At 67.1% G+C, this 23,553-nt stretch carries 25 protein-coding genes and 2 riboswitches; of the genes, 12 read left to right on the top strand and 13 right to left on the bottom strand.

Annotation, left to right across the window (positions count from 1 at the left end):
- Positions 1-61: 61 nt before the first annotated feature.
- Genes ACO07K_RS00660 through ACO07K_RS00650 form a run of 3 tightly spaced genes read right to left on the bottom strand, consistent with a single transcriptional unit; the run spans position 62 to position 3,473 of the window.
- Positions 62-1,168 (bottom strand): CaiB/BaiF CoA transferase family protein, encoded by a 1,107-nt coding sequence (locus ACO07K_RS00660; protein ID WP_422034002.1) that lies wholly within the window; start codon positions 1,166-1,168, stop codon positions 62-64.
- Positions 1,165-2,310 carry a CaiB/BaiF CoA transferase family protein gene (locus tag ACO07K_RS00655; RefSeq protein ID WP_422036613.1) on the bottom strand — a complete coding sequence of 382 codons (1,146 nt, stop codon included), beginning with the start codon at positions 2,308-2,310 and terminating at the stop codon, positions 1,165-1,167. Before ACO07K_RS00655 ends, ACO07K_RS00660 begins: the two co-directional genes overlap by 4 nt.
- A gap of 2 nt (positions 2,311-2,312) precedes the next feature.
- Positions 2,313-3,473 carry an acyl-CoA dehydrogenase family protein gene (locus tag ACO07K_RS00650; protein ID WP_422034001.1) on the bottom strand — a complete coding sequence of 387 codons (1,161 nt, stop codon included), beginning with the start codon at positions 3,471-3,473 and terminating at the stop codon, positions 2,313-2,315.
- Positions 3,474-3,625: 152 nt separating this feature from the next.
- Between ACO07K_RS00650 and ACO07K_RS00645 the strand changes: the two genes are divergently transcribed.
- The 4 genes from ACO07K_RS00645 to ACO07K_RS00630 are packed head-to-tail and all read left to right on the top strand — an operon-like array spanning position 3,626 to position 7,290.
- On the top strand, positions 3,626-4,600 hold the full coding sequence (locus tag ACO07K_RS00645) for a Bug family tripartite tricarboxylate transporter substrate binding protein (protein ID WP_422034000.1): 975 nt from the start codon (positions 3,626-3,628) through the stop codon (positions 4,598-4,600).
- The gene (locus ACO07K_RS00640) at positions 4,575-5,117 is read left to right on the top strand and encodes a mismatch-specific DNA-glycosylase (protein ID WP_422033999.1); all 543 of its coding nucleotides are present in this window, start codon (positions 4,575-4,577) and stop codon (positions 5,115-5,117) included. The genes ACO07K_RS00645 and ACO07K_RS00640 overlap by 26 nt, the downstream gene beginning before the upstream one ends.
- Entirely contained in the window at positions 5,114-6,541 is a 1,428-nt protein-coding gene (locus ACO07K_RS00635) for a DUF1254 domain-containing protein (protein WP_422033998.1), read from the top strand. Before ACO07K_RS00640 ends, ACO07K_RS00635 begins: the two co-directional genes overlap by 4 nt.
- 35 nt (positions 6,542-6,576) lie before the next feature.
- The gene (locus ACO07K_RS00630; RefSeq protein ID WP_422033997.1) at positions 6,577-7,290 is read left to right on the top strand and encodes a superoxide dismutase; all 714 of its coding nucleotides are present in this window, start codon (positions 6,577-6,579) and stop codon (positions 7,288-7,290) included.
- Positions 7,291-7,357: 67 nt separating this feature from the next.
- Here ACO07K_RS00630 and ACO07K_RS00625 read toward each other — a convergent pair whose 3' ends face one another.
- Positions 7,358-7,801: a metallopeptidase family protein gene (locus ACO07K_RS00625; protein WP_298316839.1), complete on the bottom strand. Its 444-nt coding sequence runs from the start codon at positions 7,799-7,801 to the stop codon at positions 7,358-7,360.
- Positions 7,802-7,934: 133 nt separating this feature from the next.
- On the opposite strand from ACO07K_RS00625, the gene ACO07K_RS00620 reads away from it, so the two are divergent.
- Genes ACO07K_RS00620 through ACO07K_RS00605 form a run of 4 tightly spaced genes read left to right on the top strand, consistent with a single transcriptional unit; the run spans position 7,935 to position 11,621 of the window.
- Entirely contained in the window at positions 7,935-8,849 is a 915-nt protein-coding gene (locus tag ACO07K_RS00620) for an ABC transporter permease (protein WP_422033996.1), read from the top strand.
- Complete coding sequence (locus ACO07K_RS00615) at positions 8,846-9,712, top strand: ABC transporter permease (protein ID WP_422033995.1); 867 nt, start codon at positions 8,846-8,848, stop codon at positions 9,710-9,712. The genes ACO07K_RS00620 and ACO07K_RS00615 overlap by 4 nt, the downstream gene beginning before the upstream one ends.
- The gene (locus ACO07K_RS00610; RefSeq protein WP_422033994.1) at positions 9,709-10,662 is read left to right on the top strand and encodes an ABC transporter ATP-binding protein; all 954 of its coding nucleotides are present in this window, start codon (positions 9,709-9,711) and stop codon (positions 10,660-10,662) included. Before ACO07K_RS00615 ends, ACO07K_RS00610 begins: the two co-directional genes overlap by 4 nt.
- The gene (locus ACO07K_RS00605; RefSeq protein WP_422033993.1) at positions 10,659-11,621 is read left to right on the top strand and encodes an ABC transporter ATP-binding protein; all 963 of its coding nucleotides are present in this window, start codon (positions 10,659-10,661) and stop codon (positions 11,619-11,621) included. Before ACO07K_RS00610 ends, ACO07K_RS00605 begins: the two co-directional genes overlap by 4 nt.
- A gap of 232 nt (positions 11,622-11,853) precedes the next feature.
- Here ACO07K_RS00605 and gcvPB read toward each other — a convergent pair whose 3' ends face one another.
- From gcvPB to gcvT, 4 genes are all read right to left on the bottom strand, one after another.
- The gene (gcvPB, locus tag ACO07K_RS00600; RefSeq protein ID WP_422033992.1) at positions 11,854-13,452 is read right to left on the bottom strand and encodes an aminomethyl-transferring glycine dehydrogenase subunit GcvPB; all 1,599 of its coding nucleotides are present in this window, start codon (positions 13,450-13,452) and stop codon (positions 11,854-11,856) included.
- On the bottom strand, positions 13,452-14,798 hold the full coding sequence (gene gcvPA, locus ACO07K_RS00595; RefSeq protein WP_422033991.1) for an aminomethyl-transferring glycine dehydrogenase subunit GcvPA: 1,347 nt from the start codon (positions 14,796-14,798) through the stop codon (positions 13,452-13,454). Before gcvPA ends, gcvPB begins: the two co-directional genes overlap by 1 nt.
- Before the next feature lie 144 nt (positions 14,799-14,942).
- Positions 14,943-15,320: a glycine cleavage system protein GcvH gene (gcvH, locus tag ACO07K_RS00590; RefSeq protein ID WP_298317127.1), complete on the bottom strand. Its 378-nt coding sequence runs from the start codon at positions 15,318-15,320 to the stop codon at positions 14,943-14,945.
- Between the two features lie 9 nt (positions 15,321-15,329).
- Complete coding sequence (gene gcvT, locus ACO07K_RS00585) at positions 15,330-16,451, bottom strand: glycine cleavage system aminomethyltransferase GcvT (protein WP_422033990.1); 1,122 nt, start codon at positions 16,449-16,451, stop codon at positions 15,330-15,332.
- Positions 16,452-16,530: 79 nt separating this feature from the next.
- A riboswitch (glycine riboswitch) is annotated at positions 16,531-16,634 on the bottom strand.
- Positions 16,635-16,637: 3 nt separating this feature from the next.
- A riboswitch (glycine riboswitch) is annotated at positions 16,638-16,728 on the bottom strand.
- 309 nt (positions 16,729-17,037) lie between these two features.
- Between gcvT and ACO07K_RS00580 the strand changes: the two genes are divergently transcribed.
- Positions 17,038-17,613 carry a TetR/AcrR family transcriptional regulator gene (locus tag ACO07K_RS00580; RefSeq protein ID WP_422033989.1) on the top strand — a complete coding sequence of 192 codons (576 nt, stop codon included), beginning with the start codon at positions 17,038-17,040 and terminating at the stop codon, positions 17,611-17,613.
- A 212-nt stretch (positions 17,614-17,825) separates the two neighbouring features.
- On the opposite strand, the gene ACO07K_RS00575 is transcribed toward ACO07K_RS00580, so the two are convergent.
- The 4 genes from ACO07K_RS00575 to ACO07K_RS00560 all read right to left on the bottom strand — a co-directional run bounded on the left by ACO07K_RS00575 (position 17,826) and on the right by ACO07K_RS00560 (position 20,407).
- Complete coding sequence (locus ACO07K_RS00575) at positions 17,826-18,164, bottom strand: gamma-glutamylcyclotransferase family protein (protein WP_422033988.1); 339 nt, start codon at positions 18,162-18,164, stop codon at positions 17,826-17,828.
- 121 nt (positions 18,165-18,285) lie between these two features.
- A complete protein-coding gene (locus ACO07K_RS00570) occupies positions 18,286-19,632 on the bottom strand; it encodes a (Fe-S)-binding protein (RefSeq protein WP_422033987.1) in 1,347 nt (448 codons plus the stop codon).
- Complete coding sequence (locus ACO07K_RS00565; RefSeq protein WP_422033986.1) at positions 19,632-20,168, bottom strand: hypothetical protein; 537 nt, start codon at positions 20,166-20,168, stop codon at positions 19,632-19,634. The genes ACO07K_RS00570 and ACO07K_RS00565 overlap by 1 nt, the downstream gene beginning before the upstream one ends.
- Positions 20,165-20,407, bottom strand: coding sequence for a CDGSH iron-sulfur domain-containing protein (locus tag ACO07K_RS00560; RefSeq protein WP_422033985.1), 243 nt, complete (start codon positions 20,405-20,407; stop codon positions 20,165-20,167). The genes ACO07K_RS00565 and ACO07K_RS00560 overlap by 4 nt, the downstream gene beginning before the upstream one ends.
- A gap of 121 nt (positions 20,408-20,528) precedes the next feature.
- On the opposite strand from ACO07K_RS00560, the gene ispH reads away from it, so the two are divergent.
- From ispH to rnhA, 3 genes are read left to right on the top strand one after another with little or no spacing between them, the layout of a single operon-like run.
- Positions 20,529-21,479: a 4-hydroxy-3-methylbut-2-enyl diphosphate reductase gene (ispH, locus tag ACO07K_RS00555; RefSeq protein ID WP_422033984.1), complete on the top strand. Its 951-nt coding sequence runs from the start codon at positions 20,529-20,531 to the stop codon at positions 21,477-21,479.
- Position 21,480: 1 nt separating this feature from the next.
- On the top strand, positions 21,481-22,431 hold the full coding sequence (locus ACO07K_RS00550) for a homoserine kinase (RefSeq protein WP_422033983.1): 951 nt from the start codon (positions 21,481-21,483) through the stop codon (positions 22,429-22,431).
- A complete protein-coding gene (gene rnhA / locus ACO07K_RS00545; protein ID WP_422033982.1) occupies positions 22,428-22,880 on the top strand; it encodes a ribonuclease HI in 453 nt (150 codons plus the stop codon). Before ACO07K_RS00550 ends, rnhA begins: the two co-directional genes overlap by 4 nt.
- Before the next feature lie 4 nt (positions 22,881-22,884).
- Here the strand turns inward: rnhA and ACO07K_RS00540 are convergent, their stop codons facing one another.
- Positions 22,885-23,532, bottom strand: coding sequence for a hypothetical protein (locus tag ACO07K_RS00540; protein WP_422033981.1), 648 nt, complete (start codon positions 23,530-23,532; stop codon positions 22,885-22,887).
- Positions 23,533-23,553: the final 21 nt, after the last annotated feature.

The following is a 23,553-nucleotide window of genomic DNA, read 5'->3' as shown; positions in this document are numbered from 1 at the left end:
TGAAAGGTGTGCGCCAGCAACACCAAAATTGTCATCCCGAGCGTAGCGAGGGACCTTTCCTCTAACGCTTCAGCACTTCGTCCGTGTGCTCGCCCAGCAGCGGCTCGCGATACACCGGACTCGACGGTTCGTCCTTGAATCGCACCACGGGGCCGAAGTGGAGGCGGCCTTCGCTGTCCGTCACTATGAAGCCGCGCTTCTGCAGGTTGGCATCGGCGATGGCTTCGGGGAGCGTGTTGACCGGGCCGTAGCAGATGTCGAGCGTGGCGAGAGTGTCCATCCAGTGGGCGAGCGGCTTCGCCTTGAAGGTCTGTTCCAGAAACTCCACCACCGGCTTCTGGTGCGCGCCGGGCCATTCGCAGAGCCCGGCCATCTCCGGCCTGCCGAGCGCCCCTAAAAGGTTCTTGATGAACTTCATCTCCTGGCCCGCGATCACGAGCTGGCGGCCGTCGGACGTGTCGTAGACGCGGTAGAAGGCCGAGCCGCCGGTGGTGCGCTGTTGCTTCACGTCGGGCGCCTTGTTCTCGGCGAAGGTCGTGCCGACCACGTTGGCGCAGGAGGCCATCAGCGATTCGTGCATCGAGACGTCGATGTAGTCGCCGCGGCCGGTATCCTTGCGGCGCAGCAGCGCCATCAGCACGCCGGCCAGACCATGAAGACCGCTCACCAGGTCGGCGACCGGGATGCCGGGGATCGCCGGCCGCCCGTCGTCGCCCAGGGTCAGGCTCAGCACGCCGGTCATGGCTTCGAGCGCGAGATCGTGCGCGGCGCGGCCGGGATAGGCGCCGTCCTGGCCGAAGGCGCTGATCGAGCAATAGACGATGCCCGGGTTCTTCGCCGCGACGGCCTCGTAGCCGACGCCGAAGCGCGCGGCGACGCCGGGCCGGAAGGATTCGACCAGCACGTCGGCTTCGCAGGCGAGACGGAACAGATCGGCGCGGCCCTGCTCGCTCTTGAGATCGAGCACGACGCTCTTCTTGCCGCGGCCCATGTTGCGGAAGAACACCGAGGTGCGTTCATCCGGCGGCAGGATGTGACGGCCGGGATCGCCCTCGCCCGGCGGCTCGACCTTGATCACCTCGGCGCCGTGGTCGGCCAGCGAGGTGGTGAGATAGGGGCCCGGCAGGAACCAGGAGAGATCGACGACCTTGATGCCCTGAAGTTTCATGACGACTTGCCCAGCAATGACTCGTTGTCGGCGCCCAGCGGCGAACAGGCGGCCTGTGCCAGCCGTTCGCCGTCGATGCGCAGAGGATTGGCGAGGATGCGCAGCTCGCCCTTCAGCGGATGCGGCACGGACGAGACCATGCCCGTTTCGCGCGCAAAGGAACTGTCGAGCGCCTGGTCGAGACGATAGACCGGCGCCGCAGGAAGCAGCCCGTTCATCGCGGCCAGCCACTCCGCCGTCGTGCGCGTCCGGAACGTCACGTCGAGTTCGACGGATAGCGTCGCGCGGTTCTTCGCCCGCGTGTTCGGATCGGGGAAACGCGGATCGACCGCGAGATCGCCACGGTCCATCACCTCGCAGAGCGCCAGCCAGAATTTCTGCGTCATGCACATGATGTAGATCCAGCCGTCCTTCGTTGGGAAGGTCTGGACCGGCGCCAGCGAGAGATGCGCGCTTCTAGGCACGCGCGGCGAGACATCGCCCTCGTTCAGGTACCAGAGGCCGGGATAGGTGAGCTGGTGCATGGCGACATCGTAAAGGCAGGTATCGACGTCGCAGCCCTGCCCCGTGGTGCGGGCGCGCAGCAGGCAGCTCAGGAGGCCGACGATGCCGGTGAGGCCGCTCATGCTGTCGATCATCGAAACGCCGACCCGCGTCGGCGGCCCGTCCGGCTCGCCGGTCAGTTCCATCAGCCCGGCCTCGGCCTGCATCAGGAAGTCGTAGCCGGGCCAGTCCTTGCGCTCGTTGTCACGTCCATACGCGGAGATGTGCAGGCAGACGATCGCGGGCTTCAAGTGTTTCAGGCTGGCATAGTCGATCCCGAGCTTTACCGGCTGGGTACCGCGCATGTTGTTCACGACGCAGTCGGCGTCCTTCACCAGTGCCTCGAACTGGCGGCGCCCCGCCTCCGACTTCATGTCGACCGTCACGCTCTTCTTGCCGAGGTTCCAGGCCTGGAAATACTCGCTGTCGTTCTCACCGAGCTTATGGGGCCCGACCTGGCGCGAGGGATCGCCACCCTGCGGCGCCTCGACCTTGATGACCTCGGCGCCGAGTTCCGCGAGGAACATCGTGCCATAGGGGCCGGCGCCGAACTGTTCCAGGGTCAGGACGCGGATGCCTTCCAGCGGCTTGCCGATCATGCTCACGAGATCGGATTCCGCTTGATCAATTGCCGCGCGATGATGATGCGCTGCATTTCGTTGGTGCCCTCGCCGATGCAGGTCAGCGGGGCGTCGCGGTAGAGCCGCTCGATGTCGTATTCCTTGGAGTAGCCGTAGGCGCCGTGGATACGCATCGATTCGATGCTGTTCTCCAGCGCCGCCTCCGAAGCGAAATACTTGGCCATCCCGGCTTCCATGTCGCAGCGTTCGCCGCGATCGAAGATGGCGGCGGCATCGAGCGTCAGCAGGCGCGCGGCGCGGGCGCGCGTCGCCATTTCGCCGAGCTTGAGCTGGATCGCCTGGTGCTCGCAAATCGGCTTGCCGAAGGTCCTGCGCATCTGGGAGTAGCTGGTCGCCAGCCTGAGCGCGCCCTCAGCGATGCCGACACCGCGCGACGCCACGTTGATGCGGCCGAGCTCCAGTCCACCCGCGACCTGCGCGAAGCCCTGGCCCTCGACCTCGCCGATCAGGTGATCGGCCGGGATCCTGTAATCCTCGAACACCAGCTCGCCCGAATCGATCGACTTGTAACCCAGCTTCTCGAGTTTGCGGCCGACCGTGAAACCCGGCCCCTTGGGCGTGATGAACAGGCTCATGCCGGTGTGGCGCGGGTTGGCCTCGGGATCGGTCTTCACCAGCATGGCGAAGCAATGGCCCTCGATACCGTTGGAGATCCAGGTCTTGGTGCCGTTGATCACGTAGCCGTCGTTGCCGTCGCGCTTCGCCACCATGCGGATCGATTGCAGGTCGGTGCCGGCATCCGGCTCGGTGAGCGCCAGCCCGCCGCGAATCTCGCCCGAGGCGAACTTGGGCAGCCAGCGCTCCTTCTGGCGCGGCGTGCCGAATTTCTCGACGGCCAGCGCCAGCATCAGATGGGAATTGAAGATGCCGGTGATGGCCATCCACACCGAGGAGATGCGCATCACGATCTCGGCATAGGTCGTGGCCGGTAGGCCGAGCCCGCCATATTCCGGGCTGATCGTGGCGCCGAACAGGCCGAGTTCCTTCATCTGCTCGACGAGCTCGGCCGGCCACTTGTCGGCATGGTCGAATTCCTTGACGCGCGGCGCCACCTCGCGCTCGATCCAGCGGTCGATGGTGGCGAGAAGCTGTGCTTCGTCGGCCTTGTCGATCGTATTCATTGGGTCCTCCCGGCGGCCATCATGCCCGACGGCAGAGGGCGGGCAAGGCCGCGGAACCTCAGGACGAAATCCGCACGGGCGACGGCCCTAGGCGGCGCGTCACACCTCGTGCATCATCGCGGGCAATAAACTCCGAACAAAGGAAAGAAGACATGAGGAGACGTCACTTCACGGCCGGCCTGGCGACGCTGCCGTTCGTCCCGACCTTCGCCCTCGCCCAGGGTGACGACTGGCCCAATCGCAATGTCCGCATCGTCTGCCCGTTCACGCCGGGCGGCTCGCAGGACAATATCGCCCGGCGGCTCGCCGCCAAGCTCGGCGACGAATTCGGCCAGACCTTCGTGGTCGAGAATCGCACCGGCGCCGGCGGATCGATCGCCGCCGACAACGTCGCCAAGTCGCCGCCCGACGGCTATTCGGTGCTGCTGGGCAATATCGGCAGCCACGCGCTGGTGCCCCATCTCTATCGCAGGCCGGCCTACAATGCCGTCACCGACCTCGAGACCGTCGCCTGGATCGGGACGCAGCCGAACCTGCTCTGCTGCAACCCGAGCTTCCCGCACGACACGCTGCCCAAGCTGATCGCGGCGGCGAAGAAGGAGCCTGGAAAATATTCGTTCGGCTCGTCCGGTCTCGGCACCTCGCCGACCCTGACGATGGAACTGTTCAAGCAGAAGACCGGCGTCGACATCACCTTCATCAGCTATCGCGGCGCGGCCGCGGCCGCGGCCGACGTGCTGGCCGGTCATCTGCCGATGGTCATTTCGAACATCGATTCGCTGATGAGCCAGGTCAGCGCCGGCAAGCTGAAGCCAATGGCGTCGAGTGGCGCCAAGCGCTCGACGGTCCTGCCGGACACGCCGACTTTCGCCGAGGCGGTCTCGCCGGATCTCGTCGTGACCTCGTGGTCGATCTGGGCGGTGCCGACCGGCACGCCGGCAAAGATCAAGGACAGGCTTCGGGTCGCAACGGAGAAGGCGCTGAAGTCACCCGACGTGATGGAGAGCATGAAGGCCGGCGGTTTCGAGCCGGGCAGCATGACGGTTCCCGAGATCGACGCCTATATCCAGACCGAGATCAAGCGCTGGGGCGAGGTCATCCGTGCCGCGGGCATCAAGGCAGAGTAGTCCTCTCATCCCGGACCTGCTGGCGCCGGGACTCGACCTGGTGTTCTGCGGCACCGCGCCGAGCCCGGCCTCGTTCAAGGCGCGTGCCTACTATGCCAACCCGGGTAATGCCTTCTGGCCGACGCTGCACGCGGTCGGCCTGACGCCGGAGCGGCTGGCGCCGCAGCGCTACCCCGAGCTGCTGGCGCTGGGCCTCGGACTGACCGACCTCAACAAGACCGAAGTCGGATCGGACCACGAACTCAGTCCCGAGGCGATGGATGCGCGCTCGCTGCACGCCAAGCTGCGGCGCTTCCGTCCCGCCGCCATTGCCTTCACCTCCAAGCACGCCGCCGCGCTTGCGCTCGGCGTAAAGGCCCCCGCCTACGGCCGGCAGGTCGAGCTTCTCGAAGGCGCCGTGCCCTTCGTGCTGGCCTCGCCGTCAGGCCGCGCGCGCTCCTTCTGGACCCTGGCGCCATGGAAGGAAGCGGCGGCCTTCGTCTCCGAACGACGACAGGCGCGCGAGCGGGCCGCATGACCATCGGCCGCCGCGCCGCGCTCGGTGGCCTGGCCGGCCTGTCTGCGCTGGCCGCGGCCTCCAAGCTGCAAGCCCAGGACGCGACGGTGGCACTGCGCGATCTCGCCCGGCGCGCCACCGTCTATCTCTTCCCGATCTACGAGATGTATCGTGCCCGCTGGCGCGCCACGGTCGACGAGACCAACCCGCAGCGCCAGCGTCTCAACCGCTTCCGCAATATCCAAAGTCTCGCCGATCCCGAGGCTGGCGTCGTCGCGACAGCGGATGCCGATACTCTGTATTCCTCGGCCTGGCTCGACCTCGCACTGGAGCCGCTGTTCCTCACCGTGCCGCCGATCGGCGATCTCGATTACAGCTACGCCTTCATCGACCTGTTCTCTCACACATTCCTGCTCGTCCGCCCTCGCCCGAAAGCCGTCGGGCTGGTGACGCACATGATCGTCGCCCCGACCTGGGCGGGCGATGCGCCGAGCGACGTGACGCTGGTCCGCGCGCCGACCTCTTCGGTGTGGCTGCTGGGCCGCATCCTGGTCGACGGCCCCGAGGAACTCGACCGTGTGCGCATCCTTCAGAACCGCGTGCTGCTCGAGACGCCCGACATGCGCAACGAGCGGCGCATCCTCGAAGCCGGCGAGCTGATGCGGTTCCGCACCCAGGCGCCTCCCGAACCCGTCGCCGACTGGCCGGCCGCGCAACCGGGCGATCCGCTCGACCTGTTCGACATCGGCCTGCGCGCCCTGGGCGAGAGCCCGTTGCCCGAGCGCGACCGGGCGCTGTTCGAGGTGCTGGCGCCGCTGAAGCTGAAGCCGGGGCGCAAGTTCGACCGGCGCGCCTTCGGCGAGGCCGAACTTCGGGCGATCCGTTCGGGTATCGCCCAGGGTCATGCGGAAATTCGCAGCGCCGCCGGTCGCGGCCGCACGATCGACGGTTGGACCTACAGCCAGCGGCAGGCCGGCCATTTCGGCGAAGACTATCTGTCTCGTGCGGCGTCGGCACTGACGGGACTGGGCGCGCCCTTGTCCGCCGAAGAGGTCGATGTGAGCTGCGCCGTCGATGCCGACCGGCGGCCCCTGCACGGAGCGCAACGCTATGTCCTCACCTTTCCGGCCGATCGCCTGCCGCCCGCGCGCGCGTTCTGGTCGCTGTCGGCCTATGAAGTGACGCCGGACGGCAGAACCCGCTTCGTCGACAATCCGATCGGCCGACAGGCCATCGGCGACCGCACGGCAGGACTGGTCCGTGGCGCCGACGGATCGCTGAGCCTCTACATCCAGCGCGACCCGCCGCCGGGCGAATACGCGGCCAACTGGCTGCCGGCACCGGCCGGGCCGATACGCCTGATGCTGCGCGCCCATCAGCCCGAGGAGTCGATGATCGCCGGCAGCTACCGCGTTCCGCCGGTACGCCGCAACTCATCTCCCTGAAAGGCGTTGCTCCAGCGAACACGCGAGGAGCCCCCATGACCGACATCTCCCGCCGCTCCCTGGCTGCGGGCGCCGGCCTGCTGGCTGGCGCTCTCGCCTTTGGTGCGCGCGCCCAGCAAGTCGCCCCACAGGTGGCAACTGCCATTCCGGTGCCCAAGGTCACCGCCAAGCCGCTGGTCATCAACCCGGACAAGGTGAAGGGCCTGACGGGCGACCTGCTGCGCGCGCATCACGACGGAGTCTACGCGGAAGAGGTGAAGAAGCTGAACGCGCTCGGTGAGGAACTCTCGAAGCTCGACCTCTCGGACGTGAGCGCCGAAAGGCTGGGCGACCTGAAGCGCGACGAGCAGGCCACGCACAATTCGACGCTCCTGCACGAAATCTATTTCGACGGACTGGCCGAAGCGCCGACCCAGCCCTCAGGTCTGCTGGCGCAGGCGCTGTCACGCGACTTCGGCAGCTTCGACCGCTGGAGGGCGGAATTCGCGCTGATCGGCAAGTCGCTCAACGCAGGAAGCGGCTGGGTGATCATGGCCTATGCGCCGCGCGAGAAGCGACTGTTCAACTATCGCGCTGAAAACGATTCGATGGCGCCGGCCGCCGGCGTGCCGTTGCTCGCCATGGACATGTACGAGCATGCCTATGCCGCCGACTACGGCACCGACACCGCCAAGTACATCGAGGCGTTCGTTCAGGCGATCAAGTGGACGAACGCCGAGCGCCTCTATCGCGAAGCGATGAGAGTCTGAACCGTCTCCGATCTCGCCTCGCCCTGCAAGGCTACCGCCTAGACGACGGAGACATTCGAGCGCGCGGCTAGGCTCGCTGCGAGTCTTCCTCGGCCTTGGCCTCGATCGCTTCCATATCGTCGTCACTCAGGCCGAAATGGTGGCCGATCTCGTGAATCAGCACGTGACGCACGATGTGCGGCAGGTCCTCCCCCGATTCGCACCAATAGTCGAGGATGGGCCGGCGATAGAGGAAGATGCGGTCGATGTCGTTGGCGACATGACCGGCGCCCCGCTCCATCATCGACACGCCCTGATAAAGGCCGAGCAGGTCGAACGGGGTCTCGAGATCCATCTGCTTCTCGACCTCGTCGGACGGGAAGTCATCGATCTGTATGCGCACGTTCCCGACGTGCCGACGGAACTCCTCGGGTATCGTCGCCAGCGCCTCGGCGGCGATCGCCTCGAAGTCCTCCAGAGTGGGCGCGATGCCGAAGCAGGGCGTACGCCGTGGATTGTTGAAGACCGGCATGACTCCCCCTTATAGGACCCGTGCGCCCGCGCCAAGCGCGGCGTCGTGACCGTTCTGGGGGGCCGCGCGGCGTTTGGCGCGCAATTCGCATGATCGCCTTCCCAATCGATCCGCATTAAAGTCCCGCCCGCACATGCTTCAGTTCCTCTTCCGCCGCCTCATCGTGGCACTCCTCGTGGCCGCGACGGTCATGACCCTCGCCTTCATTCTCACACGCCTGTCGGGCGACCTCGCCATCTCGATCGCCGGGCCCAATGCCACGGCGGCCGATATCGAGGCGGTCCGCAAGGCCTATGGACTCGACCGGCCGGTCCTCAGCCAGTTCTTCGACTGGGTGGGCCGCGCCGCGACCGGCGACCTGGGCAACAGCTACTTCTTCCAGACGCGCGTCTCGACCCTGATCGCCGAGCGTATGCCGGTGACGCTGACCCTGGGGCTGACCGGCCTTTCGATCGCGCTCCTGGTGTCGCTGCCGATGGGCATCCTGGCGGCGGTGCGCGAGAACACCGGCTTCGACCGCGCGGTGCAGATGGTCGCCCTGATCGGCCAGGCCATGCCCTCGTTCTGGCTCGGCCTGCTGCTGATGATCCTGTTCGGGCTCACGCTGGGGTGGCTGCCGATCTCGGGCACCGGCTCGTGGGAGCATTTCGTCATGCCGGGCATCGTGCTCGCCTTCTCCGCGATCCCGGCCCTCACGCGCCTGACGCGCGCCGGCATGATCCAGGCGATGGGCAGCGATTACATCCGCACGGCGCGCGCCAAGGGCCTGTCGCGCGCCTCCATCCTGCTGAAGCATGCGCTGCGCAACGCCGCCATTCCGGTCGTCGCGATCGCCGCCGTGCAGCTCGGCTTCATGCTGGGCGGCTCGATCGTCATCGAGCAGGTCTTCGCCCTGCACGGCGTCGGCTTCCTCGCCTGGGAGAGCATCGCCAAGAACGACTTCCCGGTCGTGCAGGCCGTCGTGCTCGTCCTCGCCGTCATCTACGTGGCGCTCACGATGGTTTCCGACCTCATGAACGCCGTGCTCGATCCCCGGCTGCGCGCATGAGCGCCGCCGTTTCGATCAATGCCGGCCCGCGTCGGGGCTGGAAGAGCGCCGGCACGTGGATCGGCGCGGTCATCGTCGGCCTTGCGCTGTTCTGCGCGATCTTCGCGCCGCTGATCGTGCCGCACGATCCGTTCGCGCAGGATCTCAACCGGCGCCTGCTCGTGCCGTTCTGGATGGAAGGGTACAATCCGGAATTCCTGCTCGGCACCGACCAGCTCGGCCGCGACTATCTCTCCCGCCTGATCTGGGGCTGCCGCATCTCGATGCTGATCGGAGTCACCGTCACGATCGTGTCGGGCCTGATCGGCATCACCATCGGCGTGCTGGGCGGCTTCTTCGGCGGGCGCATCGACGATGCCGTGCTGTTCGCCATCACCACCCGGCTCTCCATTCCGGTCGTCCTGGTGGCGCTCGCCGTCGTCGGCCTGCTCGGCACCTCGATGACGCTGCTGGTGCTGACTCTCGGCCTGCTGCTGTGGGATCGCTTCGCCGTGGTGGCGCGCTCGACCTCCATGCAGGTGCGCAACCTGGACTTCGTCGCCGCGGCCTGGTGCGCCGGCTGCTCGCGCTTCCGCGTTCTGTCGCGCGAGGTGCTGCCCAACATCGCGAGCCACCTCGTCGTGGTGGCGACGCTCGAGATCGCGCTCGCCATCCTGCTCGAGGCCACGCTCTCGTTCCTAGGCCTCGGCGTGCCGCCGCCGCTGCCCTCGTGGGGCCTTATGATAGCCGAGGCCAAGGATTACATGTTCTTCAGCCCGTGGGTGATCGTCATCCCCGGCGTGGCGCTGTTCGTGCTGGTGCTCGGCATCAACCTGCTGGGTGACGGGCTGCGCGATGCATTCGCGACGAGGTCCCGCACATGAGTGCGCTTCTCGAAGTCGAAAAGCTCGAAGTGGGCTTCGGCAGCACCTCGGCCGTGCGGGGCGCCTCGCTCACGGTGGAGCGTGGCGAGACCCACTGCCTGGTGGGCGAATCGGGCTGCGGCAAGTCGGTGACGGCGCTCGCGATCATGAACCTGCTGGCGCGTGGCGGCCACCGCACGGCGCAGCGCCTCACCTTCCAGGGCGACGACCTGCAGAAACTCGACGATCGCGGCATGGCGCGGCTGCGCGGCAATGCCATGGCCATGATCTTCCAGGAGCCCATGACCAGCCTCAATCCGGCCTACACGATCGGCTCGCAGATGACCGAGGTGATGCGCCGGCACAAGAAGGTGAGTCAGCGGGTCGCCACCGATCGCGCCGCCGATCTGCTGGGCCGGGTCGGCATCACCGCGCCGGGGCTTCGCCTCGGCCAGTTCCCGCACCAGCTCTCGGGCGGCCTGCGGCAGCGGGTCATGATCGCCATGGCGCTGATGTGCGAGCCGCAGCTCCTGATCGCCGACGAACCGACCACCGCGCTCGACGTCACGGTGCAGGCGCAGATCCTGCGTCTTCTGGCGCAGCTGCAGCGCGACCTCGGCCTGGGCCTGCTGCTGATCACCCACGATCTCGGCATCGTGGCGCGCATCGCCCATCGCGTCTCGGTCATGTATGCCGGCGAAGTGGTCGAGAGCGCGGCCACCGCCCAGCTCTTCGCCGATCCGAAGCATCCCTATACGCAGGGCCTGCTGCGCTGCGTGCCGGTACCGGGCAAGCAGCGCCAGGACGAACCGCTGGGCTCGATCCCCGGCACGGTGCCGCGCATTGGACCGGGCTTCGAAGGCTGCGGCTTCCGCGATCGCTGCAGCTTCGCCGACGCGAGCTGCGCCCATACCGTCCCGCACCAGACAGCGGCGCCGGGTCACGACTATCTCTGCCGGCTGACTCCATGAACGCGACGACCCAAGCTGCGATCGAACTCAAGTCGGTCGGCAAGACCTTCCGTGTCTCCGGCGGCATCCTGGGCAAGGACCGCAGGGTCGTGGCCGTCGACGGCGTTTCCTTCGCCGTGCCCCCGGGCGGCGTGCTGGGCGTTGTGGGCGAGTCGGGCTGCGGCAAGTCCACGCTCGCCCGCCTGATCCTCGGCCTGCTCACGCCCGACTCCGGCGACATTACGGTCGAGGGCCAGCGCATCGTCGACATGGACCGCAAGGCGCGCGCGCGCTTGATTCAGCCGGTGTTCCAGGATCCCTTCTCCTCGCTCAATCCGCTGACCCGCATCCGCGACATCGTGGCGATGCCACTGCAGGCGCAGGGCACCTTCTCGCGCGCCGAGATCGCCAGGCGTGTCGACGAGATGCTGTCCCGTGTCGGCCTGCCGGGCGAGATGGGCAACCGCCTGCCGGCCGAACTGTCTGGCGGCCAGCGCCAGCGGGTCGCCATCGCGCGCGCCCTGGTGCTGCGGCCGCGCATCGTCGTGTGCGACGAGCCGACCTCGGCCCTCGATGTCTCGGTGCAGGCGCAGATTCTGAACCTGCTCGCCGAATTGCGCCGCGACCTCGGCCTCACCTACCTGTTCATCAGCCACAATCTCGCGGTGGTCGAGCATGTGGCGAGCGAGGTGGCGGTGATGTATCTCGGCCGCATCGTCGAGAAGAAGCCGACTGAGGCGCTATTTCATGCGCCCGAGCATCCCTACACCAAGGCGCTCCTCGCGTCGGTGCTGACACCCGAGCCCGGCCTCGGCGTGCCCGACGTCGGCCTGGGCGACATCATGCCCGACCCGGCCAACATTCCCCCGGGCTGCCGCTTCCATCCACGCTGCCCGATCGCCGAACAGCGGTGCTCAACGGAAACGCCGCCGCTCAGGCCTCGGCCCGGCGGCGGCGTGGAGTGTCTGCTGGTTCCCTAGAGTCTTTCCGTTTTACATTCACCCACCCCCTCATCCTGAGGAGCCGTGCACAGCACGGCGTCTCGAAGGATGGGCAACCGATGGGGTGCGCGTGCCCACCCTTCGAGACGCTCACTGCGTTCGCTCCTCAGGGTGAGGTCAGTGTTGAGATGCTCGGCTCGATTCTATCTCGTCCGGAAACGCTCTAGACTAGCAAAGTCTTCACCTCCCCCGCAGGGGAGGTACGCCGCACTTACTCCGCCGCTTGCTTCAGCGGATCGTTGCCCGGCGGGTTGTTCGACGGCTTCCAGCGCAGGACCGGCTTGCGGGCGGCCAGCGTCTCGTCGAGGCGGCGGCGCGGTGCGTAGAGCGGTGCCGCCTTGAAGTCCTCGGCCGCGGTGCCCGTCCTGGCTTTCGCGGTGAGCGAGCGCAGCGCGCCGATGAACTGGTCGAGGTCTTCCTTGGCCACGCTCTCGGTCGGCTCGATCAGCATCGCGCCATGCACCACCAGCGGGAAGTACATGGTCATCGGGTGATAGCCCTCGTCGATCATCGCCTTGGCGAAGTCGAGCGTGCTCACGCCGGTGTCCTTGAGGAAGCTGTCGTCGAACAGCGCCTCGTGCATGCACGGTCCTTCGAAGGCCGGGCTCATCACGTCCTTGAGGGCCGCCATCACGTAGTTGGCGTTGAGCACCGCGTCCTCGGCGACCTGCCGGAGACCGTCGGCGCCATGGCTCATGATGTAGGCCAGCGCGCGCGTGAACATGCCCATCTGGCCGTGGAACGCCTTGAGGCGGCCGAGCGGCAGGCCGTCCACTTTCGCGCCGTCCTCGGCGACGCGCCAGGTGTCGCCGTCCTTCACGATCCACGGATAGGGCGCGTAAGGCGCCAGCGCCGCCGACAGCACAACGGGGCCTGCGCCCGGACCGCCGCCGCCATGCGGCGTCGAGAAGGTCTTGTGCAGATTGATGTGCATGCAGTCGATGCCGAGATCGCCCGGCCGCACGCGGCCGACGATCGCGTTGAAGTTGGCGCCGTCGCAGTAGAAGTAGGCGCCGGCCTCGTGCACGGCCTTGGAGATCTCGACGATCTCGCTCTCGAACAGGCCGCAGGTGTTGGGGTTGGTCAGCATGATCGCCGCCACGTCGGGACCGAGCGCCGCCTTGAGCGCAGCGAGGTCGACGCGACCGCGGTCGTTGGCGGGGATCGGCTTCACGACGAAGCCCAGAGCCGCCGCCGTCGCGGGGTTGGTGCCGTGCGCCGACTCCGGCGCCAGCACGGTCCTGCGTTGCGCGCGCTCGCCCTTGGCCTCGAGGGCCGCGGCGATCGCCATCATGCCGCACATCTCGCCATGCGCGCCGGCGGCCGGCGACATCGCCACGGCCGGCATGCCGGTGAGGGTCTTCAGCCAGTGCGCCAGCCCGTCGATCAGCTCCAGCGCGCCCTGCACGGTCGAGACCGGCTGCAGCGGATGGAGATCGCCGATGCCGGCCAGGCGCGCGACCTTCTCGTTGATGCGGGGATTGTGCTTCATGGTGCACGAGCCCAGCGGGTAGACGCCCATGTCGATGGCGTAGTTCTTCTGGCTGAGCCGCGTGAAGTGCTGAACCACCTGCGGCTCGGAGAGGCCGGGCAGGCCGATCTCGCCCTTGCGACGCAGGCCGTTCAGACGTTCCTTGACCTTGGGAGGCTCGGGCAGGTCGACGCCGCAGCGTCCGGCCTGGCCCATCTCGAAGATCAGCGGCTCCTCGATCTGAAGCGCGCGGTTACCGGTATAGGTGCCGTGGGTGTTGACGGAACCGGCAGTGACACTGCCAGCGCGTCCCTGGCTGCGGTCGAGCGACTGTACCATCACAGCACCTCCTTCAGGCCGGCGATCAGCGGGTCCATGCCCGCGTCGGTCGCCGTCTCGGTCGCCGCCAGCAGCAGCAGATTTTCGACCGAGGGATCGTTGGGAATCAGGCGCGACACCGGCAGACCACCCAGGATGCGCTTGGCCGCCAAGGCTTCGACCACTTCGGCCGCGGGCTTCGGCAGCTTCACGGTGAACTCGTTGAAGAAGCTGTCGTTCAGCACCGTCACGCCAGGCAGCGCGGCGATCCTGTCGGCGAGCTGCGAGGCCTTGGCGTGATTGAGCTCGGCCAGCCGCGTAAAGCCCGCCTCGCCCAGCAAAGTGAGATGCACCGTGAACGCCAGCGCGCAGAGGCCGGCGTTGGTGCAGATATTGGACGTCGCCTTCTCGCGGCGGATATGCTGCTCGCGCGTGGACAGCGTGAGCACGAAGCCGCGCTTGCCGTCGGCATCGACGGTCTCGCCGACGAGACGACCCGGCATCTGGCGCATGTACTTGTCGCGGGTCGCGAACAGGCCGACATAGGGACCGCCGAAGCCCAGCCCATTGCCGATCGACTGGCCTTCGCAGACCACGATGTCGGCGCCCATCTCGCCCGGCGGCATCAGCAGCCCCAGCGAAACGACTTCCGTCACCACGACGATCAGCAGCGCGCCGGCGGCGTGGCAGGCTTCCGCGAGCTTGGCGAAGTCGCGGACATGGCCGAAGAAGCTGGGGTTCTGCACGACCACGCAGGACGTGTCGCGATCGACCGAGGCGATCAGGTCCTCGAGGCCCTCGGCGTCCGTCTTCGAGAAGTTCGCGGTGAAGCCTTCCCACTTGGCCGTGGTCTCGATGATGCTGCGATACTGCGGATGCAGCCCGCCCGAGATCAGCGCCTTGTGGCGGCGCGTGACCCGGTTGGCCATCAGCACCGCCTCGGTCGTGCCGGTCGAGCCGTCGTACATCGAGGCGTTGGCGACTTCCATGCCGGTGAGCAGCGTGACCTGCGTCTGGAATTCGAAGAGATACTGCAGCGTGCCCTGCGTGATCTCGGGCTGATACGGCGTGTACGAGGTCAGGAACTCGCCGCGCTGGATCATGTAGTCGACCGTCGCCGGCACGTGATGGCGATAGGCCCCGGCGCCGATGAAGAACGGGGCCGCGGCGGGCGACAGGTTCTTGGCGGCAAACCCTTGGAAGGCGCGCTCGACCTCGAGTTCGCCCTGGTGATCGGGCAGGCCGCCGACCTTGGCCGCCAGCCGCGCCGACGCCGGCACGTCGCGGAACAGCTCGTCGACCGACTTGGCGCCGATCACGCTCAGCATCTCGCGGCGGTCGGCCTCGGTGAGAGGGAGATAACGCATCAGGCTCTTGCTCCTTCAGTAATGTCCTCATCCTGAGGAGCATCGCGCAGCGATGCGTCTCGAAGGATGGGAACGAGCACCTTGTTCCTGGCCCATCCTTCGAGACGTGCCCTGCGGGCACTCCTCAGGATGAGGTTAGGTTGGCTAGCCGAGGCTCTTCACGAAGGCTTCGTAGGCGGCCTCGTCCATCAGGCCGTCGAGTTCGCCCTTGTCGGCGAGCTTCAGCTTGAAGAACCAGCCCTTGCCCGTCGGCTCGGCATTCACGTCGCCCGGCGTGTCGGCCAGCGCGGCATTGCTCTCGACCACCTCGCCGGAGGCCGGCGCGTAGATGTCGGAAGCGGCCTTCACCGATTCGACGACGGCGCAGGCTTCACCCTTCGCGACCGTGCGGCCGGCGGCGGGCACGTCGACGAACACGACGTCGCCGAGCTGCTCCTGGGCGTACTGCGTGATGCCGATGGTGCCGACATCGCCCTCGACGCGGATCCACTCATGCTCTTCGGTGTACTTGGTCTCGGCCATCTTGATCTCCTATCCGCGGTAGTAGGCGTGTTTGACGAAAGGCATGGGCACGATCTCGGCCGGCACGGGCTTGCCGCGCACCATCAGATCGACCTTGGTTCCGTTGGCTGACTGGCTGCGCTCGACGTAGCCCATGGCGATGGCGCGCCCCAGCGTGGGCGAGAAGCCGCCCGACGTGACGATGCCGACGGTCTTGCCGTCGATCACGATCTCCGCGCCCTCGCGCGCGATTGCCTTGCCTTCGGGCAGCAGGCCGACCCGCTTGCGCGTCGAGCCCTCGGCGATCTGCTTCTGGACGACGGCCGCGCCGGGAAACCCGCCCTGCACGCGCCGCTCCTTGCCGACGCTCCACAGCAGCACCGCTTCGACCGGCGTGGTGGTCGTGTCGATGTCGTGGCCGTAGAGGCAGAGCCCGCCCTCGAGCCTGAGCGAATCGCGGGCGCCGAGTCCGATCGGCTTGACCTCGGGATGGCTGAGGAGCGTGCGCGCGATGGCGTCGGTCTGCTCGGCCGGGGTCGAGATCTCGTAGCCGTCGCCGCCGGTGTAGCCCGAGCGCGTGACGTAGCAGCGCGCGCCGTCGATCTCGACATAGGCGCCGGTCATGAACTTCATGGTGGCGACCTGCGGCACCAGCCGCGACAGCACCGCCGACGCCTGCGGTCCCTGCAGGGCCAGAAGCCCGCGCGAAAACATCGGCTCGACCTCGCAGGTCGCCGAGAGATGCTTCTGCATGTGCGCGAGATCGGCGTCCTTGCAGGCCGCATTGATGACCACCAGCAGGTGATCGCCCGCGTTGGTCACCATCAGATCGTCGAGGATGCCGCCGGCGTCGTTGGTGAACTGGGTATAGCGCTGCTGGCCCGGCTGCAGGCCGGCGATGTCGCCCGGCACCAGCGTCTCCATCGCCTTCGCGGCACTGTGGCCGGGCTTCGCGGTGAGACGCACCTGGCCCATGTGCGAGACGTCGAACAGGCCGCAGGCGGTGCGGGTATGAGTGTGCTCGACCAGGATGCCGGTCGGATACTGGACCGGCATCTCGTAGCCGGCGAACGGCACCAGGCGCGCGCCCAGCTCGCGATGAAGATCGTAAAGCGGCGTGCGCTTCAGGGGGCCGGCGGTGGGTTCGGTCAAAAGAGTCTCCGTCGAAGTCGCGTTGAACGCGACCGGAGTCGCGCTTTCACGACGCAAGGACTGCGCCGTTCGCGACCCCCTCTGTCCGGAGACCTGAAAGATTCGCCGGGAGTCCTCCCTGGGAGGGCCGGCTTACTTCGTCGGTGGGCGTGCGCCGAATGGGGCGCGCGCCACTTTCCAGAGACCCATCCTCCTGCGGTCCGTTTGCCTGAGAGTTTCCGGGGCCGGTTGCTCCTTCGGCGCCATCCTCGCGGATGGGCTCTCCCACAGGGATCGTCTGGGTGGACGGACCATAGGCAGGGCCCCGTTCGGCGTCCACGCACAAAGCCGCGCAGGACCGCGAAATTGCGGGAAAAACAAATCGGCACTTGTAATTGAGTGATTGCTCACTTATTAATGTGAGCAGTTACTCATTTTTGGAGGCTGGCATGTTCATCCGTAGTTCGTTCGGCGAATTCTCCGAGCTTCACACCGATGCAGCGCCCTGGGCTGCGCGGCCCGCTTGTGAAATCGACTGGCGCTGGCTCTCGGCAGAAAGCGAGAACCCCTCTTTTCCGAGTGAGCGCTCCCTCATAGGATGCGGCACATGGGCAAAGCCGAAGAGACAAAAGCCCGCGTAGAGCGCGCGGCCCTCACCCTGTTCGTGGCACGTGGGGTCGCGGAGACCACGACCCGCGAGATCGCCATGGCGGCGTCGATCGCCGAAGGCACGATCTACCGCTACTTCCCGAGCAAGGAGCAGCTCGCCCTCGACATCTTCCTCGGCCATCACCGCGCGCTGGCCGAGGCGTTGGCCGAGGCACAGCGCCCCGCCACGGGCCTGCGGGACAAGATCGAGGCGATCGTCCGCTGCTACTGCGAATGGGCCGACAGGGACTGGTCCCTGTTCGCCTACCACCTGCTCACCCAGCACCTGTTCCTGGCGCTGGTCCCCGACGGCACGCCCAACCCGGTCGATGTCCTGCGCGAGGTCATCGTGAGCGCGATGACGGCCGGCGAGATCCCAACGCGAGACCCCGACCTCGCGGCCGCCTCCGCCATCGGCACCGTGATGCAGCCCGCGACCTACAAGGTCTACGGCCGCTTCGAAGGCCCCCTCTCCGATCACGTGGCCTTCTTCGCCGATGCCGCGTGGGCGGTTCTCGCCGTCCCCGACCGCTAGAGTCCTTCCGCCCGAGCAGAATCGCCCTTCTCCCCATTCAAATGGAGAGATGTCGTCGTCTCACGACGACAGAGGGGTCGGCATGCGCGGGTGACGACGGTCATGACCCCATCGCCCCGTATGACGGGGCACTTCCCCATTTGAATGAGGAAGCGATCGACGCCGAACTCTGCCGGTTCGATTCACGTCGGAAAGACTCTTGGTCGGCGGTGTCAGGCGGCGACGTAGACGAAGGCTTCGAGGCCGGACTTCAGGCACACGGCGACGCGCCTGTAGTCCGACACCTCGTAAGTGTCGGCAGCGGCAAGCTCGGCCGCGGTGATCCGCAGCACGACGCCCGGCACCTCGTCTTCGGCCCGCCCGGACGGCAGCGCGATCAGGTGATGCGTCTTGCCGCTGGTCCTCACGACCTCTGCGTCCCGGATCTCGAGCAGCGACGTGGTATAGCCCGGCAGGGCATCGGCACGACCTTCGAGCCGCCGACCGAAGGTCGCGATCTGCACGTCTTCCTGCTGCAGCGTGCCGTAGGAGAAGAGCCAGACGTCGGTCACTGCGGTTGCTCACTCAATCTTGTCATCCTGAGCGAAGCGAAGGATCTCGCGCCGGCTGCGGAGTCCGCTGATCGTTCCATCAGGTCCTTCGCTGCGCTCAGGACGACAGCCCTGTAATCCGTCAGCCTTCGCGGGCCAGTGCGCCGAAGGCTTCGGCAAACGCCTCGCGAGGCCCACCCACACCGGTCTCGTTGAAGATGTCGGCGGTCAATGACTTCACGGCGTTCTCGTCGATGCGCACGCCGTTGTTTTCCAGGAAGCCGCGCGCGGCCTTCACGGCCTCGTCCATCGCGCCGCCCTGCTTGTAGAGCTGGTAGTAGTCGAGATGGCCGCCGCGGCCCAGCGCCTCGGCCAGCACGTCGGTGAAGTTCACGACCTTCAGCGAGGGATAGATCGCCTCGGCGCCGGAGAGGGCGCGATGGCAGGAATGATACATGGTGACGATCGTGTCGGCGCCCGCGTCGACCGCGCCCATGACCAGGTCGCGATGGATCGCCTGTTCGCGCGCCTTGAACTTCGCGGCCTGTCCGCCGCAGGCATAGGAGAAGCCCGAATCCTGCGGCAGCTCGACCAGCTCGAGGTTGGGCACGGCGCGCAGCAAGGCGCGGATGCTCTCCACCGTCGCGCCGATGCCCTGATGCTCGTGGATCACGACGCGGCGCTTCGGCTGGTCCGTCTGGAAGCGCGCCTTCAGCGAATCGAGGTTGGCGGCAAGGAACTCGCTCACATGGCCCATGCCGAACGCCGGTTCCTCGACGTCCTTCTCCAGCTCGTCGAAGTTCTTGGTGCAGGTCGGGCACCAGGTCAGCACCTTGGACGCACCCGACTGGCCGAAGCGCTGGAAGGTGCGGTGCCCCATGCGTTCGTAGGTCGGCAGATCGGCTTCCTGGAACTGGTAGACGCCGCAGCAATGAGCGGTGCCGCCGACCACGTCGAAATCGAGTTCCAGCGCGTCGAGGATGTCCATGACGTTCAGCACGATGTGCGGCGTGCGCAGCACGTTGCAGCCGGTATAGAACAGCACGTCGGCGGTGCGCCGCTCGGCCGGCGCCAGGATCTTCTTCAGCGTTTCGGACGGCAGCTGCATGCTGGCGAGCAGCCGCACGGCCTGCGCCATGTGGCGGAACCGGCCGGCGGCATTGGCCGCGCCTTCCTGCACCGGCCGCACCGCCTGCAGCGACTTCATCTTGGCGATGGTCACCCATTGGCGGACGTTGATGTCTTCGGGACAGGCGGCGCTGCACTGGGCGCTGCCGTCACAGGCGCCGAGCCACTGGTCGAGCAACGGCGCCGCGGCCCCGCCCTCGCGGGTGAGCGACAGCAGCTCGCCCACCCTCTGCACGGCCTCGCCGGCATCGAGCCCGCTTTCGCGCGCCGTGGGACAGGCCTCGAAGCACTTGCCGCAGCCCGTACAGCGATCGGCCGCCTCGGCGACCAACGCGTCCAGCCTGTCGGCATAGGCGCTCATCAGCGCTGGCCCATCCGCCTGTTGTACTCGAGTTCTTCCTGCGACGGCTTGAGGCCGACGGCAATGCGATAGTTGCCCAGTTCCGAAATCTGGCTGAACGGCAGGGTGAGGTTGAGCTCCTCCTGCGACTGGCCGCGCGGGCTGGCGTTCGACAGTTTAAAGTCGGCGGTGAAATCCTGGCCCTGGACGACCTGGCCCGAGGCGCCGATCACACGAACGAAGTATGGCACGCGCGTCTGGCCGGCGATGGCCGAGGGTCCGGCCGTGACCGCGACGCGCATGATCAGCGTAACGTCCATCTGATTGCGCCGCAGCGAGCACTTCGTGCCGGCGCCGGTCAGAACCGCCTCGTACTCGACGTCGCGCGGATCGCGGCCCGGCCCGTCCCTGAAATGAGTCAGCCGGCCCGCATCCTGGACCGTGAACGGCGCCGGACAGTAGGCATCCGCCGATTCATTGGAGCCGCCGCCGCAGGCGGAAAGAACAAGCGCCAGCGCGACAGGCGCTGCCCGGAGAGTCATCATACTGAGGGTCATGCCAGAGTCTTGTGTGAGCCGTCACAAAGCGGTTTCTTGGAACTGTGCTTGCAGTCGCAGAGCCAGTAGTCGCCGGCTTTCTCGACCGAGTACTTCATGGGGACGAGGCTCGAGCCCTTGTGACTGCCGTCGCAGAACGGCTGGGCCTTGCTCAAGCCACAGGCGCACCACCAGTAGTCCTTGCCCGCCTCGAGAGCGACCTTCGAAGGCGCCCTGGCCGCGACAACCGGCTCGGTCATGTTGCTTTCCCCGTTGCGGCGGCTTTGTTACGGTGCCGCGCCAATCCGTACCGCGCGGACTCTAGGCAATGGTCCGCAGGCCCGCAAGCGAACGGGTCGGCATAGTATCGAACGAATTTTCATGGTCACCCAGAAGAAGCCGCTCACGATCCTGCTCGCCAGTCCGCGCGGCTTCTGCGCCGGTGTCGACCGCGCCATCCAGATCGTCGAGCAGGCGCTGAAGCGCTATGGCCGGCCGGTCTATGTGCGGCACGAGATCGTGCACAATCGCTTCGTGGTCGAGAACCTGGAGGCGCAGGGCGCGATCTTCGTCGACGAGCTCGACGAGGTGCCCGACGACCGTCCCGTCGTCTTTTCCGCGCACGGCGTGCCGAAATCCGTGCCGGCCGAGGCGGGCCGGCGCAACCTGCTGTATGTCGATGCGACCTGCCCGCTGGTCTCCAAGGTCCATCGCGAAGCCGAGCGTCACAGCGAGTCGGGACGCACCGTGGTGCTGATCGGCCATGCCGGCCATCCCGAGGTGATCGGCACGATGGGCCAGCTTCCCGACGGCGCCGTGATCCTGGTCGAGGATGCCGCCCAGGCCGAGACGGTCGAGGTGCCCGACCCGCAGAACCTGGCCTACGCCACGCAGACGACCCTGTCGGTCGACGACACGACCGGGATCGTCGCGGTGCTGCGCCGCCGCTTCCCGGCGATCCAGGGACCGAAGATGGAAGACATCTGCTACGCGACCACCAACCGCCAGGCGGCGGTCAAGGCGATCGCCGGACGCTGCGACGCGCTGGTGGTGATCGGTGCGCCCAACTCGTCGAACTCGATGCGCCTGGTCGAGGTCGCCGCCAACTACGGCTGCGCGAAGTCGCGCCTGGTCCAGCGCGCCGCCGACATGGACTGGGCGTGGCTGGGCGAGGCCCGCCGGCTCGGCATCACGGCCGGCGCCTCGGCGCCCGAGCTGCTGGTCGACGAGCTGATCGAGGCCTGCCGCGCGCGCTACGACGTCACCGTCGAGGAAGTGCGCACGACCGAGGAAAGCGTCGTGTTCAAGCTGCCGCGCGCGCTGGTGGCCTGACGTGGCGGTCTACACGGAAGTCGGCGACACCGAGCTCGAAGCCTTTCTCGCCGAATACGACATCGGCCGCGCCGAATCCTTCAAGGGAATCGCCGAGGGCGTCGAGAATTCGAACTACCTGCTGACCACGACGAAGGGCCAGTACATCGTCACGCTCTACGAGAAGCGCGTCGATCCCCGGGATCTCCCCTTCTTTCTCGGCCTGATGGATCATCTCGCGGCACGCGGCATCACCTGCCCGCAGCCGATCCATGGCCGCGACGGCAACGCCCTGCGGTCGCTGGCCGGCAAGCCGGCGGCGATCACCAGCTTCCTGCACGGCATGTGGCCGAGGCGCACGACGGTCGGCCATTGCGCACCTGTGGGCGAGGCGCTGGCTGGCCTGCATCTCGCTGGCCAGGACTTTTCGCTCAGGCGGCCGAACGCGCTCTCGGTGGCGGGCTGGCGCCCCCTCTGGGAAGGCTGCCGCCGCGAGATCGATGCGCCGCTCGACCGCGAGCTGGGCGCCGAGATCGAGTTCTTCGAGGCCAACTGGCCGCGCGACCTGCCGGCCGGGGTGATCCATGCCGACCTGTTCAACGACAATGTCTTCTTCCTGCAGGACAAGCTCTCGGGCCTGATCGACTTCTACTTCGCCTGCAACGACCTGCTGGCCTACGACGTCGCGATCTGCCTCAACGCCTGGTGCTTCGAGATCGACAATTCCTTCAACGCCACCAAGGCGCGCGCCCTGCTGCAGGGCTACGAGCGCGTGCGCAAACTGGGTGACGACGAGAAGCGGGCGCTGCCCCTGCTCGCGCGCGGCGCGGCGCTGCGGTTCCTGCTGACCCGGCTCTACGACTGGGTGCACACGCCGCCCAACGCGCTGGTGAAGCGCAAGGACCCGCAGGAATATCTCGCCAAGCTGCGCTTCCATCGCGGCGTCACCTCTCTTTCGGATTACGGATTGTGAACGAACCCGCAAAGGTCGAGATCTTCACCGACGGCGCCTGCAGCGGAAACCCCGGTCCGGGTGGCTGGGGCACCATCCTGCGCATGGGCGAGAAGGAACGCGAACTGTCCGGTGGCGACCGCGCCACGACCAACAACCGCATGGAGCTGATGGCGGCGATCCAGGGGCTCGAGGCGCTGAAGCGGCCCTGCCACGTCCGCCTCTTCACCGACAGCACCTATGTGAAGGACGGCGTCACCAAGTGGATCCACGGCTGGAAGAAGAACGGCTGGCGGACGTCCGACAAGAAGCCGGTGAAGAACGTCGAGCTATGGCAGCGCCTCGACGCGGCTCGTGCCGCCCATCAGGTCGAGTGGCATTGGGTGAAGGGCCATAGCGGCCACCCCGAGAACGAACGCGCCGACGCGCTGGCCCGCATGGCCATCGCGACGATCAGGGCGGAGCGCTAGAAGATCAGCTGCGCTTCGGCTGCGGCGGGACGGGCTTCTTTTCGCCCTGCTTGTCCATCACGAGATCGAAGCCCTCGCGCTTGCCGTCGCACGGATTGTCGCCCTCGGCCAGGCGCCAGACCTGCGACTTGCCCGAGCGGCGGAAGGTGAGCAGGCCTGCCACCTTGCAGGGCGTGCCCTTCTCTACCGAAGCCACGCGGAAGGCGACCTCGCCGCGAACCTGAACGACGCCCGCCGCGATACGCTCGACGACACCGTCGATGGAAACCCAGTCGCCCTCGGTGCCGGGCGCGACACTGTCGAGGCGCCCCTTCACGGTCCAGAGATTGCCCTGGCGCGTCACCGTCACTTCGCCGGGCTTGGCGCCCTTGATCTTTGAATGGCGGCCCCACGTGATCCGGCGCGCCTCGGCGAAGAGCTGCGCCTCGGCGTCGGAATCGATGACCGTACGCTCGACCTTCGGGGGTGCGGGCGGCAGCGGCGAAGAGAGATCGGCAGGTGATGCCCCGCGTTCGGTGACCGGCGCCCGCTCCGGGGGCGGCGCCGGGTAATAGGACGCGGGCGGCTGCGGGGCGGCGGCCGGCTGGGCGAAGGCCGGCGCGGCAACGACCAGGGCAGCGAAAAGGGCGATCGACGAGAGGGCTTTGTTCATTTGCATGAGTTTTACCTGAGG

Origin of the sequence: Reyranella sp. (genome assembly GCF_965228225.1) — a bacterium.
In the GTDB taxonomy this organism is placed as follows: domain Bacteria; phylum Pseudomonadota; class Alphaproteobacteria; order Reyranellales; family Reyranellaceae; genus Reyranella.
Note: the sequence above shows the minus strand (reverse complement) of the source record. Positions and strands in the feature narration are given on the sequence as shown.